Here is a 14,976-nt window from a genome sequence, read left to right as displayed (position 1 = left end):
AACGCCAGCATTTGCTGGCGTTTTTTATATTAGTAGCAAACTTATGCTGCGCTTGAGTTCGTCTCAGTCACGCGAGCTTTGCCAGCTAATAAGTCAGCTGGGTCAAAGTCATCTACGTTAATAACTGCAAGACGTTTAACTTCAACAGCTGCAAGCTTGTCAGCTTCATCTTTAGAGATAATACCTGCTTCGAGTGCATCTGCAGCCACTTTGTCTAATTGCATGAATGGTATTTTCTGACCTTTTGCACGACAAATCTTATCGAACAATGGCTCAATATCTAAGATATCTTTGAGCGTTTGTTCTTGTTTGCCAATAAGGTTTAACGGTTCATCAGTTGTGTAGATGTGTGCTGCTAAACGATTACGAGCATTATTTGGTGTTTGCAGTAAATGCGCTATTTTTTGCTCCAGTTTATCAGTCGGCTTGCGAACAGGGCGACCGAATGGGAATAACATTAATTTAAGCGCAAAACGCAGCGGTGCAAATGGCATGTTGTTAATTAGATCCGCCAGTGCACGCTGACAAAGGTACAAGTGCTCCTGACAACTCCACTGGACAAATGGAAGATCTTCAATTTGACGGCCTTCATCGTTGTAGCGTTTTAGTGTTGCAGATACTAGGTATAAATAGCTGAGTAAGTCACCTAAACGAGCCGAGATACGTTCTTTACGTTTTAGTGAGCCGCCAAATACTGCCATACAGATATCAGACATGAAGGCTAAAGCTGCACTGAAGCGCGCTGCGTTACGATAGTAATCAGATGTTTCGTCATTGAAAGGTACTTTCGTAAAACGAGCACCAGTTAATGCAAGCCACTTAGTACGTACAAGGTTCGAAATCGTGAAACCAATATGGCCCATTAGCGATTTATCAAAGCTGTTAAGTGCTTCACGTTTGTCTTCCATTGATACCGCATTAAGCTCAGCAAGCACGAATGGGTGACAGCGGATAGCACCTTGACCATAAATGATCATATTTCGAGTAAGGATATTTGCGCCTTCAACGGTAATCGCAATGGGTGCGCCTTGGTAGCCACGGCCTAGATAGTTGTTAGGACCTAAACAGATACCTTTACCACCATGGATATCCATCGCATGCTTGGTAGAGTCGCGCATCTGTTCAGTTAAATGGTATTTAAGAATAGCTGAAACAACAGATGGCTTTTCACCTAGATCGACAGCACCTGTCGACATGGTAACTGCAGCGTCAGTGCTGTAGGCATAACCACCTAATTTAGCCAATGCTTCTTCGATACCTTCCATTTTACCGATCGGTAATTTGAACTGGCGACGAATACGGCTGTATGCACCACTTGCAAGCGCTAATGACTTGATACCACCTGTAGAGTTTGAAGGCAGTGTGATAACACGACCCACAGATAGACACTCAACCAGCATGCGCCAGCCTTGACCTGCCATTTTTGCGCCACCGATGATGTAGTCGATAGGAACGAAAATATCTTCACCTTGCGTTGGGCCATTTTGGAATGGAACGTTCAGTGGGAAATGGCGTCGACCAATTTTAACACCTGGCGTAGCAGTTGGAATTAGCGCACATGTGATACCAGGTTCTTTATCATCGCCTAGTAAACCATCAGGGTCACGCAGCTTAAATGCTAAACCTAAAACAGTCGCAACTGGGGCTAGCGTAATGTAACGCTTATTCCAAGTTAAACGAATGCCTAAGGTTTCTTCACCATTCCATTCGCCTTTACAAACCACACCAAAATCAGGGATTGATGACGCATCAGAACCCGCTTCAGGAGACGTTAATGCGAAACATGGAATTTCATCACCTTTTGCAAGGCGGGGTAAATAATGATCTTTTTGCTCTTGCGTTCCATAGTGTTGCAGTAGCTCACCCGGGCCTAAAGAGTTTGGAACACCCACAATTGAAGATAAAAGAGTAGATTTACTGGTTAGCTTTTGCAGCACACAAGATTGTGCATAAGCTGAAAACTCAAGACCGCCATATTGCTTCTTGATAATCATCGCGAAGAATTTTTTGTCTTTTAAATATTGCCAAACATCTTCTGGTAAATCAGTTAATTCATGCGTTGCTTTCCAATCGTCAAGCATGGCACATACTTCTTCAACCGGACCGTCTAAGAATGCTTGTTCTTCAGGCGTTAAGCGTGGCTTAGGGTACTGGTGAAGTTTACGCCAGTCAGGGTTACCGCAGAATAAATCTGCTTCCCACCAAGTAGTACCCGCATCGATTGCAGACTTCTCGGTTTCTGACATAGTTGGAGTGACCTTTTTAAATGCTTTGAAAAGCGGGCCACTGATATACTGTTGACGAATATTGCTTAGTGATAAAGGCAATACGATGGCTAAGAAAATAAGCCAAGATATGGCACCAAATGCACCCGCAATAGTACCGACTAGCAAGGTTGCCCCAGCTACCGCTACGCAGCTATGCCAGCTAGCTCTATGATAGCTAGCGACACTGAGTAGCGCGATTAAAATTAATACAAAAATCAGAGTCATATTGTTTTCCTTGTTATGGTGGTCTGACCACTAAATCTTAGACTAGCTCTAACCGCTTATGATTGCAAGTCGTCTGGCGTGGTTGAAATTTGCACGATTTAGCGGTTTTGTCCAGTTATCTGGCCAATAAAGCTGCCTAATCAAAGTCACTGAGTCGCAATTTATTGATACCGCGGTTACAATGCGCTTTTGCAGTTACCACGGAAAAAATAGATGAAAATTTTGGCAGATCAAAATATGCCTTTAGTTGAGGAGTATTTTGCTGATTTAGGCAGTGTAACGCGATTTGATGGGCGCAATGCCAAGCCTGAACAAATCGAAGACGTTGATATTTTGCTGACTCGCTCAGTAACGAAAGTAAACGCTGAGCTATTACAGTATGCTAAAAAACTAAAATTTGTGGGTACTGCAACCATAGGTATCGATCATATTGATACTGAATTACTTGATGACAAAGACATAGCGTTTAGCAGCGCACCTGGCTGTAATGCCATTGCTGTTGCAGAATATGTGATCAGCGCGCTTTATGCCTATGCACAAGAAACATCAACAAGCTTGCAAGGTAAGACTCTAGGTATTGTCGGAGTAGGCAACATTGGTCAGTGTTTACGTGAAAAACTGCAAGGCAGTGGCATCAATTTATTGTTATGTGATCCAATCAAGTTTGAAAATGGTGAACTTGAAGAGCATATTGAGTTAGACGGCCTATTAGCGCAATCTGACATAGTGTCATTTCACGTGCCATTAGTTAAAACAGGTAAACATAAGACCCTGCATTTAATTGATTCAGCGCGTATTGCGAAGTTAAAAGATAATATGCTGGTGATCAATGCGTGCCGAGGCGAAGTCATCGATAACCAAGCATTACTCGAAGCTTTGCAAGATGGAAAGCAGTTAGAGCTGGTGTTAGATGTATGGGAAAATGAACCAAACATCTTAACTGAGTTATTGCCTTTTGTGCGTTATAGCAGTGTGCATATCGCAGGGCATACTCTTGAGGGCAAGGCTCGTGGTACGCAAATACTTTATCAAAAAGTGTGCGAGTTATTAGGCATCCCAGCAGAGAAACAGTTAAGTGACTTTTTACCAAAACCAGTGATCACAGAAGTCACATTACAAGATAATTTAATCCAAGGCGACTTAGGTCGACTTGTTCATCTGGTTTACGATCTTAGACGAGATGATGGCATTTTAAGAAAGTCACTGTCAGAGAAGGGTTTTGATCACCTTCGCAAGTCTTATCCAGTAAGACGAGAATTCAGCACAGTAACAGTAAAAAATAATGGTAGTCAGTTTGCGGAACAACTCGCAACACTTGGCTTTAAAGTTTCAGAATAGGATGAGGTCAAATGTCTCAGAAATTTAATGTCGCCGTGCTTGGCGCAACAGGCCTTGTTGGTCGTCAAATCATCGAAACATTGGCAGAACGTAAGTTTCCAGTTGATCAGCTTTTCCCACTTGCAAGCAGTAGAAGTGCAGGTGAGGAAATTGACTTTAATGGCGAAAAAGTGACGGTTTTAGATGTAGAAGAGTTTGACTTTTCGAACGCACATATTGGTTTATTTTCTGCTGGTGGCAGTGTGTCAGAAAAATATGCACCGATTGCCGCAGAAGCGGGTTGTGTTGTAATCGACAATACCTCACATTTCAGATACGACTATGACGTTCCTCTGATTGTGCCTGAGGTAAATGCACATAACTTAGCAGACTTTAGAAATCGCAACATTATTGCTAACCCAAACTGTTCTACGATTCAAATGCTGGTGGCGCTTAAGCCTATCTACGATGCTTATGGAATAGACCGTATTAATGTATCTACATACCAAGCGGTTTCTGGTGCTGGTAAAGAAGCGGTTGATGAGCTGGCAAAGCAAACAGCTAACTTAATGAATGCGCGCCCGATGGAAAATGATATTTTCCCTAAGCAAATTGCGTTTAACGTGATCCCGCAAATCGATGCTTTCCAAGAAAATGGCTATACCAAAGAAGAAATGAAAATGGTGTGGGAGACGCAAAAGATTTTAGGTGACAGTTCGTTAATGGTGAACCCAACAGCAGTGCGTGTGCCTGTGTTCTTTGGTCATGCTGAAGCCATTCATTTAGAAACGCGCATGCCATATGATTTAGAGCAGGTTAAGCAGCTGCTTAACGATGCCCCTGGTGTTGAACTCATTGAAGACGAAAACGATTACCCTACGCCTGTGTCTGACGCTAGCGGTAATGATACTGTTTATGTTGGCCGTTTACGCGCTGATATATCTCACCCACATGGTTTAAACCTATGGGTGGTTTCTGATAACACTCGCAAGGGTGCAGCGACTAACAGTGTGCAAATTGCTGAAGAGTTAATAAATAACTATCTCTAATTCGCAATGACAAAACCCTGCTTCGGCAGGGTTTTGCCGCTTTTTACAGCTGCCCGTTTAAAAACCAGCCAATATATTGACTATAAACAATATTCTTTGTTCACATCTTCTCATACTTTAGTACGCTCTAGGCACTATTTATCAAAGCTTTGCCATAGATATTCCAATGTAACTGGTTTATAGTTTGCAGTTGGAATAGAGCTTGCAAAAGCCACCATTAGCAATATTTTAATGTTTAGCACGATGTTGGACATGATATCTAAAGGATCAACATGCGCGGTTTAGTGTTTATTTGTTTCTTTGCATTTGCATTGATAACCATACCAGCCTACACACAAGACGGTACCATTTTAAAGGGCCCTAAGAATGCCGATTATGGTCAAATGGGTCGCTCTATTGGCCCAATAAAGCCCTCGGACACTTTGTGGCGAATTGCGCAAAAAATTAGGCCAGATGACGGCTCTGTTACTGTTTATCAGGTAATGAGCGCCCTTTATCGCAAAAACCCCAATGCTTTTTTAGATAAGAACCTCAATCATATTCGCGATGGCGCATATCTCAAAATACCGACCATTGCAGAAATGCGTCGAGAAAACCCTGCCATAGCAAAGCAGCGCTCAGATCAAGACGATGACTTGTGGGAGCTAAAAAAGAGCGGCATGCTCGACAACCAAACCATTGAAGAAGCGCAAAAAAAAGTTACTCAAGCTCGAAAAATCGATGTTGATAATGCACAACAGCAACTCACTTCGCAGCTTAAGTCATTGCAAATGGAGCAAGACGCTAAGTTACAAGAGCTACAATCACAATTTAAGAACTCTGTTCGCAGTGTTGAAGAAATACTAGAAGAGAACAACAAGCTAAAAGGCCAGCTAACAAGCATTTCTGAAGAGCTACAAAATGTTCGTAATCAGCTCGGCCAAGATTCTGAAATTCAGCAGCAGCTTCAATCAGTCATCGAACTCCAAAATGCCTTGATTGAACGTCAAAGAGCACAGCAACAAGAAGAACAAAGTACTGAATTACTCTCAAACCCTGTGATGATTGGAGTGTTAGCAACTTTACCTGCTTTATTAGTGATTGGTGGTTTAGTGATGTTCTTGCGTAAACGCAAGAGTGCCAATAATACTGATGACGAAGATGATTTCCTACCACAAACACCAGCTACACCAGCTACACCAGTTGCAGCCGAAGTTGCAGGAGTTGCAAGTGCAGCAGCGGTGGATCCACTCGATTTAGATGTACCGCCGTTAGATAGTAGCATGCCAGTCGAAGATAGCGTTCAGCTCGATGATGACATCCTGCCTGAAGATGATGAGGTTTTTGACTCTTTAGAAGATCATAAATTTGATGATATTTTAGATCAAGATGAGCTTGATAGTATTTTAGGGGGAGACATATCCTTTGAAGATGGTCTTGATGGTCTTGATGGTCTTGATGGTCTTGATGGTCTTGATGGTGATGATGATTTAGATGAATTCTTGCAACAAAGCTTTGATTCAGATGACATGGTCGACCTCGATGGTGATTCTAGCCCTATTGAAACTGACGAACTGTACAGTAAATCAGATGAATCCGCTGATGACGAGTTAGATGTTAGTGATGATGCATTAGCCGCATTAAGTGAAGAGCTAGCAACTGAACAGCAGGAAGATGTCGATGTAGATTCAATACTTAATGAGACATTGACTGATCAGGCAGAAAGTACTGACGACGACTTTGATTTAGATGATATTGACAGCTTAATTGACGAGGTTGCTGATCAGCCCCCAAAGAATGAAAGTATTGAAGGAGCAGATGAAGACTTCGAGCTGGATGATATCGATAACTTGCTAGATGAAGTCGCGCAAACTGATGAACCAGCAGTTGAGATCAGCGATGAAGATGATTTTGATATTGATAATATTGATGACCTCTTAGACGAAGTGGGCGGCACAGTAGAAGAGAACCCTGATATTGTGAGGAATGACTCACAATTGGTAGACGCTGACGGTGTTGATAGCTTGCTTGATGATATCGCTTCAGATGATCTTGATACTGATGACATAGACTCACTAATAGATGAAGCTCAGGGGCAGGGCGAACCAGAGAGTGTGCATACCGATGAGGGTGATGTTGATATAGATGACATTGATTCTTTAATTACGGAGTCAAATCAAGATGAGTTATCGATTAATGAAGATCCGTTAGAAGCAGATGACTTGGATCTCGACATGGATGATTTAATCGATGAACCAGGTTTTGAAGAAGGATTGAGTGAAGACACCGTTGATGAAATTCAAGAGACAGCCACACCTGAAACAACTGAGGAAGTTGTAACTTCGGAAGATGACATCGCACTTGATGATTTAGAAGACCTCCTCGAATATGATTTATTAACAGAACCGGCATTAACAGATGAAAGCGAGCTTGATGCTGCCTTTGATGAATTAACCGAAGAACCAGACTTTGAAAATGAGTTAAGTGAAGAAAACGTTGATGAAGTTCCAGAGACAGCCACACCTGAAACAACTGAGGAAGTTGTAACTTCAAAAGATGACATCGCACTTGATGATTTAGAAGACCTCCTCGAAGATGATTTATTAACAGAACCGGCATCAACAGATGAAAGCGAGCTTGATTCTGCCTTTGATGAATTAACCGAAGAACCAGATTTTGAAGAAGCGTTAAGTGAAGAAAACGTTGATGAAGTTCCAGAGACAGCCACATCTGAAACAACTGAGGAAGTTGTAACTTCAAAAGATGACATCGCACTTGATGATTTAGAAGACCTCCTTGAAGATGATCTATTAACAGAACAGGCATCAACAGATGAAAGCGAGCTTGATGTTGCCTTTGATGAATTAACCGAAGACCCAGACTTTGAAGATGAGTTAAGTGAAGAAACCGTTGATGAAGTTCCAGAGACAGCCACACCTGAAACAACAGAGGAAGTTGTAACTTCAGAAGATGACACCGCACTTGATGATTTAGATGACCTCCTTGAAGATGATCTATTAACAGAACCCACATCAATAGATGAAAGCGAGCTTGATGAAGCCCTTGATGACTTAATCGACGAGCCAGACTTTGACGAAGAGTTAAGCGAAGAGTTAAGCGAAGAGAACATTGATTTAGTTCAAGAGACAGCCATACCTGAAACAACAGAGGCAGTTGTAACTTCAGAAGATGACACCGCACTTGATGATTTAGATGACCTCCTTGAAGATGATCTATTAACAGAACCCACATCAACAGATGAAAACGAGCTTGATGAAGCCCTTGATGACTTAATCGACGAGCCAGACTTTGACGAAGAGTTAAGCGAAGAGAGCATTGATTTAGTTCAAGAGACAGCCACACCTGAAACAACTGAGGAAGTTGTAACTTCGGAAGATGACATCGCACTTGATGATTTAGATGACCTCCTTGAAGATGATTTATTAACAGAACCCACATCAACAGATGAAAACGAGCTTGGTGCAGTCATTGGTGGCTTAATCGACGAACCAGACTTTGAAGAAGAGTTAATTGAAGAACACACTGATGAGTTTCAAAAGTTAGTTGAAGAAAGCCAAGTTGAAGAAGCTGCAACTTCCGAAAATGAAGTATTCGAGCCTAAATCTGTGGAGCAGAGTATTGTTGATGAGTTAAACGCGATGAATCAACATACTTCAACTGATATTGATGATGACGTACCGACCGAACCTGAAGCTCAAACACCACAAGCACCTTTGAAAAGTGTTGATGAAATGCTCGATGAGCTCGAGTCGGAAGATGAGTGGCAAAGTAGTGATGAGTACGACGGAGAAGTGGAGCTTGGTGATGACCCGCTTTCAGACGATATTGATTTATCATCTGAAGAAGAGTTGCCAGAAGTTGATACTGTTACACCAAGTGCTGAATTAGAGAGTTATCCAGAATTAGATTTAGATGAAGAACTGGACGAGGACGTTCTAAATATCACTGAAACTGAACAAGAACTTTCTCAAGCATTAGAAGCAGGTAGTTCGCTAGAAGGCTCACTTGACGATGAGTTACTCACTGATGATGAACTTTCTTTTGATGATTTATTAGATGCTGATATTGAGCCAGAATTAGGTGATTTATCTGATACCGACATTGAACATGAAATCAACAGTGAAGAACCTGAAGTTGAACAAGGTGAGACTACTTCCTTAACAGATAGCATCGAAGATGAGCCAGAGATCGAAGACTTCCGAGAGTTTGATGAAGATGCCGCACTAGAGTCTGTAACTGAAGAACAAGCTCCAGAAATTCAGGATACACCAGCTCAAGAAGAGGCACTTCACGAAGAAGTTGAGTCGCCTTCTGAAGATGAGATAACTGTTGACACCATCGAAGATGAGTTGGAAATCGAAGACTTCCCTGAGTTTGATGAAGAGGCCGCACTAGAGGCTTTAACAGAAGAACAAGCTCAAAAAATTCAGGATACACCAGCTCAAGAAGAGGCACTTCACGAAGACGTTGAGTTGCCTTCTAAAGATGAATTAACTGTTGACACCATCGAAGATGAGTTGGAAATCGAAGACTTCCCTGAGTTTGATGAAGAGGCCGCACTAGAGGCTTTAACAGAAGAACAAGCTCAAAAAATTCAGGATACACCAGCTCAAGAAGAGGCACTTCACGAAGAAGTTGAGTTGCCTTCTGAGGATGAGCTACATGCAGACAACATCGAAGATGAGCTGGAAATCGAAGACTTTCCTGAGTTTGATGAAGATGCCGTACTAGAGGCTGCTACTGAAGCGCAAGCACTAGAAATTCAAGATACACCAGCTCAAGAAGATACAGGTCAGGAAGAAGTTGAATCTCTATTTGAAGATGAACTAATTGCAGACAACATCGAAGATGATCTTGAAATCGAAGAGTTCTCACATTTTGACGAAGCTGCCGCGCTAGAATCTGCTACTGAAGCGCAAGCACTCGAAATTCAAGATACGTCTATTCAAGAAGAGAGAGCGCTAGAAGAAGCTGAATCACCAATCGAAGACAACATCGAAGATGAGCTTGAAATCGAAGACTTCCCGGAGTTTGGTGAGGATGCAGCGCTAGAAGCTGTTACTGATGAGCAGACTCTTGAAGTTCAAGATGCGCCTATTCAAGAAGAGATAGCCCAGGAAGAAGCTGAATCTCTAATCGAAGATGAACTAATTGCAGACAGCATCGAAGATGAGCTTGAAATTGAAGACTTCCCGGAGTTTGATGAAGATGCAGCGCTAGAAGCTGTTACTGAAGAGCAAGCACTTGAAATTCAAGATACGCCTATTCAAGAAGAGCCTATTCTAGAAGAGATAGCTCAGGAAGAAGTTGAACCTCTAATCGAAGATGAGCTTGAAATAGAAGACTTCCCAGAGTTTGACGAAGCTGCCGCGCTAGAAGCTGCAACTGAAGAGCAAGCACTTGAAATTCAAGAGATGTCTATTCAAGAAGAGACAGCTCAGGAAGAAATTGAATCTCCAATCGAAGATAAGTTACTTGAAGACGCTATAGGCGATGAACTTGAAGGCGAAGCTCAAAATGAGCAAGCTTTAACGGATCTCGAAGAAATATCTCCTGAAGCGTTTTTAAATGAGTTAGATGATCTTGCCAACAACGAAGAAGTTGAATCGCCTGTTGAGATAGCTATTGATGAAGCGGCGATAGAAGATCAGTTTATGTCAGAGATTTCTGATACTGATTTTGATGCATTGCTGAATGATTTAGCTGAACCAGAACCAATCGATACAGAATCATTAGATGAAGTAGAACTTAATTTCGATGCGTTATTAAGTGAAGAACTAAACAAAGATCTTGGAACATTAGATACTGAAACTGTAAGTGGTGATGAAGTTTCTCAGCCAGACGTTGAAGAGTATCTAGAAATTGACGACTTACTCGCAGAAAGTGACGACTTTGAAACAGAAGAAGAGCCTTACCAAGAAGCGAATATGGATGTTGGCTTAGGCGATTTTGATGATTTACTTGCCGGCGAGAATGCCCTTGATGTGGATCTAGAAGCCGATGGCTTTTCTGCAAAGTTAGATTTAGCAAGAGCATATATTGAAATTGATGACAGTGAGAGTGCGCTTGCTATTATCGAAGAAGTGATAAATGCAGGGCCTGAATCAGTTCAAGCTGAAGCAAGTTCACTAAGAGAAAAAATACAGTCTTAGTGTATAAGCTGAGTTTTGGTCATTTTAACAATCAGTATAAAGGAGGCGTTAGCCTCCTTTATTTTTTCTAGCTCTCAGTTCTCTCTTTAATTCAAAGTCGCGATGGCTTAGAATGCTGCGCTAGTCTAGACAGAGGTAATAAATTCATGCGTGTAGCACTTGGTATCGAATATAACGGCGCTCAATACAGTGGTTGGCAAAGACAGTCTCATGTAAACAGTATTCAACAAGAGTTAGAAACTGTTTTGTCTCGCATTTGCAACCATGAAGTCGAAGTAGTGTGTGCAGGTCGAACTGATGCAGGTGTTCATGCGACAGGGCAGGTCGTGCATTTCGATACTCACTCAGAGCGAGATATGAGTGCATTTACGCTAGGCGCAAACTCTCAATTACCTGACGATATTGCAATACAGTTTGCACAAGTTGTCGATGATGAGTTTCATGCTCGCTTTAGTGCGACAGCACGCCGTTACCGCTACGTGATTTACAATAACCCTTATCGCCCAGGCATTTTAAGAAGTGGAGTGACGCATTACCATCATCCGCTTGATGAAAAGCTAATGCAAGCGGCTTGCCCGGTGATGTTAGGTGAGCAAGACTTTACTTCATTTCGTGCTGTGCATTGCCAATCAAACACACCATTTCGAAAAATGCTGCACTTAAGTGTCGAACGTGTAGGCAACTTTGTCATCATCGACGTGAAAGCCAATGCCTTTTTGCACCATATGGTGAGAAACATTACAGGCACTCTGCTTGATATTGGCACGGGTAAATATCCACCTGAATGGATGGCTGAGTTACTGGCACTCAAAGACAGAACTCAAGCAAGTGCAACAGCAAAGCCTAATGGGCTGTATTTAGTCGATGTTGACTACCCTGAGCAATGGCAAATTCCTTCGACACCACTTGGACCGTTATTCTTGCCAGATACTGAAATTGAGTGATTTTATAGCGAAAGCTTGGGTTAGTTAATGAATTATGGCGGCTTATTTAAGACTTATACGACCAGTTTTTTATACCTTTGTCTAATAAATCATGGTTTAATGAGTGCAGTTTGTCTGAATAAATACAGACGCCACAACACAGAATTAGCATAAGAGAATTGCAAATGAGTTGGTTAGAAAAAATTTTACCTAGAACCACCAAATCATCAGGTAATAACAAAAAAGAAGTCCCAGAGGGCGTTTGGGCAAAATGTTCATCATGTGATGCTATTTTATATAAAGCAGAATTAGAGAAGTCACACAATGTATGTCCTAAGTGTGATCACCACATGCGTATTAGCGCACGTCAGCGCCTTGAAATGTTTTTAGACGATGCTGATCGTAAAGAAATTGGCATCGAGCACGAGCCACAAGATGTGCTTAAATTTAAAGATTCTAAAAAGTACTCTGACAGAATCACAGCTGCGCAAAAAGTAAGTGGCGAAAAAGATGCCCTAGTTGCGATGACGGGTCGTCTTAAAGGTATGCCGGTTGCAGCTGTAGCTTTTGAATTCTCATTCATGGGTGGTTCAATGGCGTCGGTTGTTGGTGCACGTTTTGTTGATGCCGTAAACGAATGTTTAGAGCACAACATGCCATTAGTATGTTTCTCAGCATCTGGCGGTGCGCGTATGCAAGAAGCACTTATGTCATTGATGCAAATGGCAAAAACAAGTGCGGCACTGGCTAAAATGAGTGAAAGAGGCCTGCCATTTATCTCAGTAATGACCGACCCTACAATGGGTGGTGTATCTGCTTCACTGGCAATGTTAGGTGATATCAATGTTGCAGAACCTAAAGCACTTATTGGTTTCGCAGGTCCGCGTGTTATCGAACAAACAGTTCGTGAAACATTACCTGAAGGTTTCCAACGTTCAGAGTTCCTACTTGAGCATGGTGCAATCGACATGATTGTTGATCGTCGTGAAATGCGTGACACACTAGCACGTAATTTAGCGAAGTTTATGGACTTGCCATCTACTGAACAAGAGCATAGAGTAGCGTAAATTTTTTAATTTAAGCTGTTTTTATGTCACAAAATATACCTTGCCAATCATCAAGTCTTGATGATTGGCTTTGTTATTTAGAGCGTGTTCATCCTGCCAATATCGAAATGGGTTTGGAGCGCATCAAACAAGTAGCCGATTCGGTTAATCTTCTCAATTCTTCCTCGAAAATCATCATGATTGCCGGTACTAACGGTAAAGGTACCACCGCACGTTGCTTAGAAAGTCTGCTACTCGCTCAGGGTTACTCAGTAGGTACGTATGCTTCACCACATTTAATTCGTTATAACGAACGTGTTCGTGTAAATGGTAAAGAGTTAGACGATCAATATCATGTTGATGCTTTTGACTTGTTAGAAAAAGGCCGGGGCGAAACACCCCTGACTTATTTTGAATTTGGTACGCTTGGCGCTCTGGCGATTTTTAAACGCTGCGAAGTCGATTATGTCTTACTTGAAGTGGGTTTGGGCGGTCGATTCGATGCTACAAATATTGTCGAGCCGATTGCAAGCGTTATTACAACTATCGACCTTGACCATAAAGAGTACTTAGGCGATACGCGTGAATTAGTTGGCTATGATAAAGCAGGTATTTTCCGTGCAAATAAACCTGCGGTAGTGGGTGATCTAAATATTCCACATACAGTGACAGAGTATGGTGATGAGATTTCAGCTGAGCTCATACTCTCTAAGCGAGACTTTTTCTTTGAACCAAAACAATCATCGTTTGTTTGGCGTTATAAATCGCATTCGTTTGAGTTTGAAAAGCCAAGTATTCCGGCACAAAATGTCGCCACAGCTTTGACATTACTGACTCGTTTAGAGTTACTTCCTGAGCTATCAGTGATTGAAAAATGTTTAGCTGATTTAAAAGTAGAAGGCCGCTTTCAAAAGCTAAGTAACTCACCAATAGTATTTACTGATGTTGCTCATAACCCTGAATCAGCACGCTACCTAAAGCAAAAATTAGTAGAGTTGAAGCAGCAAGGGTTTAAAATACATGCATTAATCGCTATGCTTGCTGATAAAGATAAAGCCAGTGTAATCAATGAAGTGTCTGAACTAATTGATTTTTGGTCATTAGCGTCTTTAGATGGTCCACGTGCAGAGCGAGCATCGAACTTGTTACCTTTGCTATCGCAAGAACAACAGCAAAGCGCAAACATGTTTGATTCGGTCCATATGGCACTCGATAGTCAGTTATCGCAACTTGATGATCAAACGGCAATGATTGTATTTGGCTCCTTCTTTACTGTTGCAGAAGCAATTCAGTATTGGCAAAAATAGAGAGATAAGCTGTGAACTCAGGATTTTTAAACCGTTTAGTGGGTACTAGTATTGTGGTGGTTGCCGCCATCATTTTTATACCGAATATTCTTGATGGTGAAAAGGTTCACTTCAAAGACGGTTTTAAAGCCATTCCTGAGCGCCCTGAGTTCACTACAATTGAAATTCAGCAAGAGATTGACGCAAAAGCTGAGCTTGCCCCTGCTATTAAACCTGTAGCTTTGCATGATGAAGTTGCACTTGACGCTGAGCCAGTGTCTAAAGAAAAAGTAGATAGCTTAGAAATAAAAGACGTTGTGAACACAGCGGCAAACGATTCAGGCTCACAACCAATACAAGTTGTTGAAGAGGCAAAACCCGAAGTTGAAGAAGTAAAACCGCAACAGCAAGTGGTAGAGGCAAAAGTAACGCCTTTGCAGCGTTCAGAAGCGTCTAATTTAACCAGCATGGCGTATGTCATACAACTGGGCAGTTTTTCTCATAAAGCCAATGTTGAAGCCTTAATGAAAAAACTAAAAAATGCAGGTTTTACCGCATTTACCCGACCCATTAAAACGCGAAATGGCGAATTAACAAAAGTATTCGTAGGCCCTCAATTAGATAAAGCAGATTTAGAACAAAAATTGCCTGATTTAGAAAAGCTTACAAAACTAAAAGGCCGACTAACCCAATTCGATATAACAAAATGAT

8 protein-coding genes are annotated in these 14,976 nt (G+C 41.8%); 7 read left to right on the top strand and 1 reads right to left on the bottom strand.

The window, feature by feature from the left end; all coding sequences use genetic code 11:
* Positions 1–41: 41 nt before the first annotated feature.
* Complete coding sequence (fadE, locus tag CWB72_RS10755; RefSeq protein WP_138631271.1) at positions 42–2,492, bottom strand: acyl-CoA dehydrogenase FadE; 2,451 nt, start codon at positions 2,490–2,492, stop codon at positions 42–44.
* Positions 2,493–2,705: 213 nt separating this feature from the next.
* Between fadE and CWB72_RS10750 the strand changes: the two genes are divergently transcribed.
* From CWB72_RS10750 to CWB72_RS10720, 7 genes are all read left to right on the top strand, one after another.
* Positions 2,706–3,830: a 4-phosphoerythronate dehydrogenase gene (locus tag CWB72_RS10750; protein WP_138631269.1), complete on the top strand. Its 1,125-nt coding sequence runs from the start codon at positions 2,706–2,708 to the stop codon at positions 3,828–3,830.
* A gap of 11 nt (positions 3,831–3,841) precedes the next feature.
* Positions 3,842–4,858 carry an aspartate-semialdehyde dehydrogenase gene (locus CWB72_RS10745; protein ID WP_138631267.1) on the top strand — a complete coding sequence of 339 codons (1,017 nt, stop codon included), beginning with the start codon at positions 3,842–3,844 and terminating at the stop codon, positions 4,856–4,858.
* Positions 4,859–5,130: 272 nt separating this feature from the next.
* Complete coding sequence (locus CWB72_RS10740; RefSeq protein WP_138631265.1) at positions 5,131–11,010, top strand: FimV/HubP family polar landmark protein; 5,880 nt, start codon at positions 5,131–5,133, stop codon at positions 11,008–11,010.
* Positions 11,011–11,156: 146 nt separating this feature from the next.
* Positions 11,157–11,954: a tRNA pseudouridine(38-40) synthase TruA gene (gene truA / locus CWB72_RS10735; RefSeq protein ID WP_138480924.1), complete on the top strand. Its 798-nt coding sequence runs from the start codon at positions 11,157–11,159 to the stop codon at positions 11,952–11,954.
* A 164-nt stretch (positions 11,955–12,118) separates the two neighbouring features.
* Positions 12,119–13,000 (top strand): acetyl-CoA carboxylase, carboxyltransferase subunit beta, encoded by an 882-nt coding sequence (gene accD, locus CWB72_RS10730; protein ID WP_130255744.1) that lies wholly within the window; start codon positions 12,119–12,121, stop codon positions 12,998–13,000.
* Positions 13,001–13,023: 23 nt separating this feature from the next.
* A complete protein-coding gene (folC, locus tag CWB72_RS10725) occupies positions 13,024–14,286 on the top strand; it encodes a bifunctional tetrahydrofolate synthase/dihydrofolate synthase (protein WP_138631263.1) in 1,263 nt (420 codons plus the stop codon).
* Between the two features lie 11 nt (positions 14,287–14,297).
* Positions 14,298–14,975 (top strand): SPOR domain-containing protein, encoded by a 678-nt coding sequence (locus CWB72_RS10720; RefSeq protein ID WP_138631261.1) that lies wholly within the window; start codon positions 14,298–14,300, stop codon positions 14,973–14,975.
* Position 14,976 lies beyond the last annotated feature (1 nt).

It is taken from the genome of Pseudoalteromonas phenolica, from assembly GCF_005886345.1.
GTDB lineage: Bacteria > Pseudomonadota > Gammaproteobacteria > Enterobacterales > Alteromonadaceae > Pseudoalteromonas > Pseudoalteromonas phenolica_A.
This window is presented reverse-complemented; position numbering and strand designations above follow the sequence as displayed.

Bases quoted from the DNA above. Each gene is read 5' to 3' on its own strand.
- CWB72_RS10740 (WP_138631265.1), top strand. From the start codon at position 5,131: ATGCGCGGTTTAGTGTTTATTTGTTTCTTTGCATTTGCATTGATAACC.
- folC (WP_138631263.1), top strand. From the start codon at position 13,024: ATGTCACAAAATATACCTTGCCAATCATCAAGTCTTGATGATTGGCTT.
- fadE (WP_138631271.1), bottom strand. From the start codon at position 2,492: ATGACTCTGATTTTTGTATTAATTTTAATCGCGCTACTCAGTGTCGCT.
- accD (WP_130255744.1), top strand. From the start codon at position 12,119: ATGAGTTGGTTAGAAAAAATTTTACCTAGAACCACCAAATCATCAGGT.
- CWB72_RS10745 (WP_138631267.1), top strand. From the start codon at position 3,842: ATGTCTCAGAAATTTAATGTCGCCGTGCTTGGCGCAACAGGCCTTGTT.
- truA (WP_138480924.1), top strand. From the start codon at position 11,157: ATGCGTGTAGCACTTGGTATCGAATATAACGGCGCTCAATACAGTGGT.
- CWB72_RS10750 (WP_138631269.1), top strand. From the start codon at position 2,706: ATGAAAATTTTGGCAGATCAAAATATGCCTTTAGTTGAGGAGTATTTT.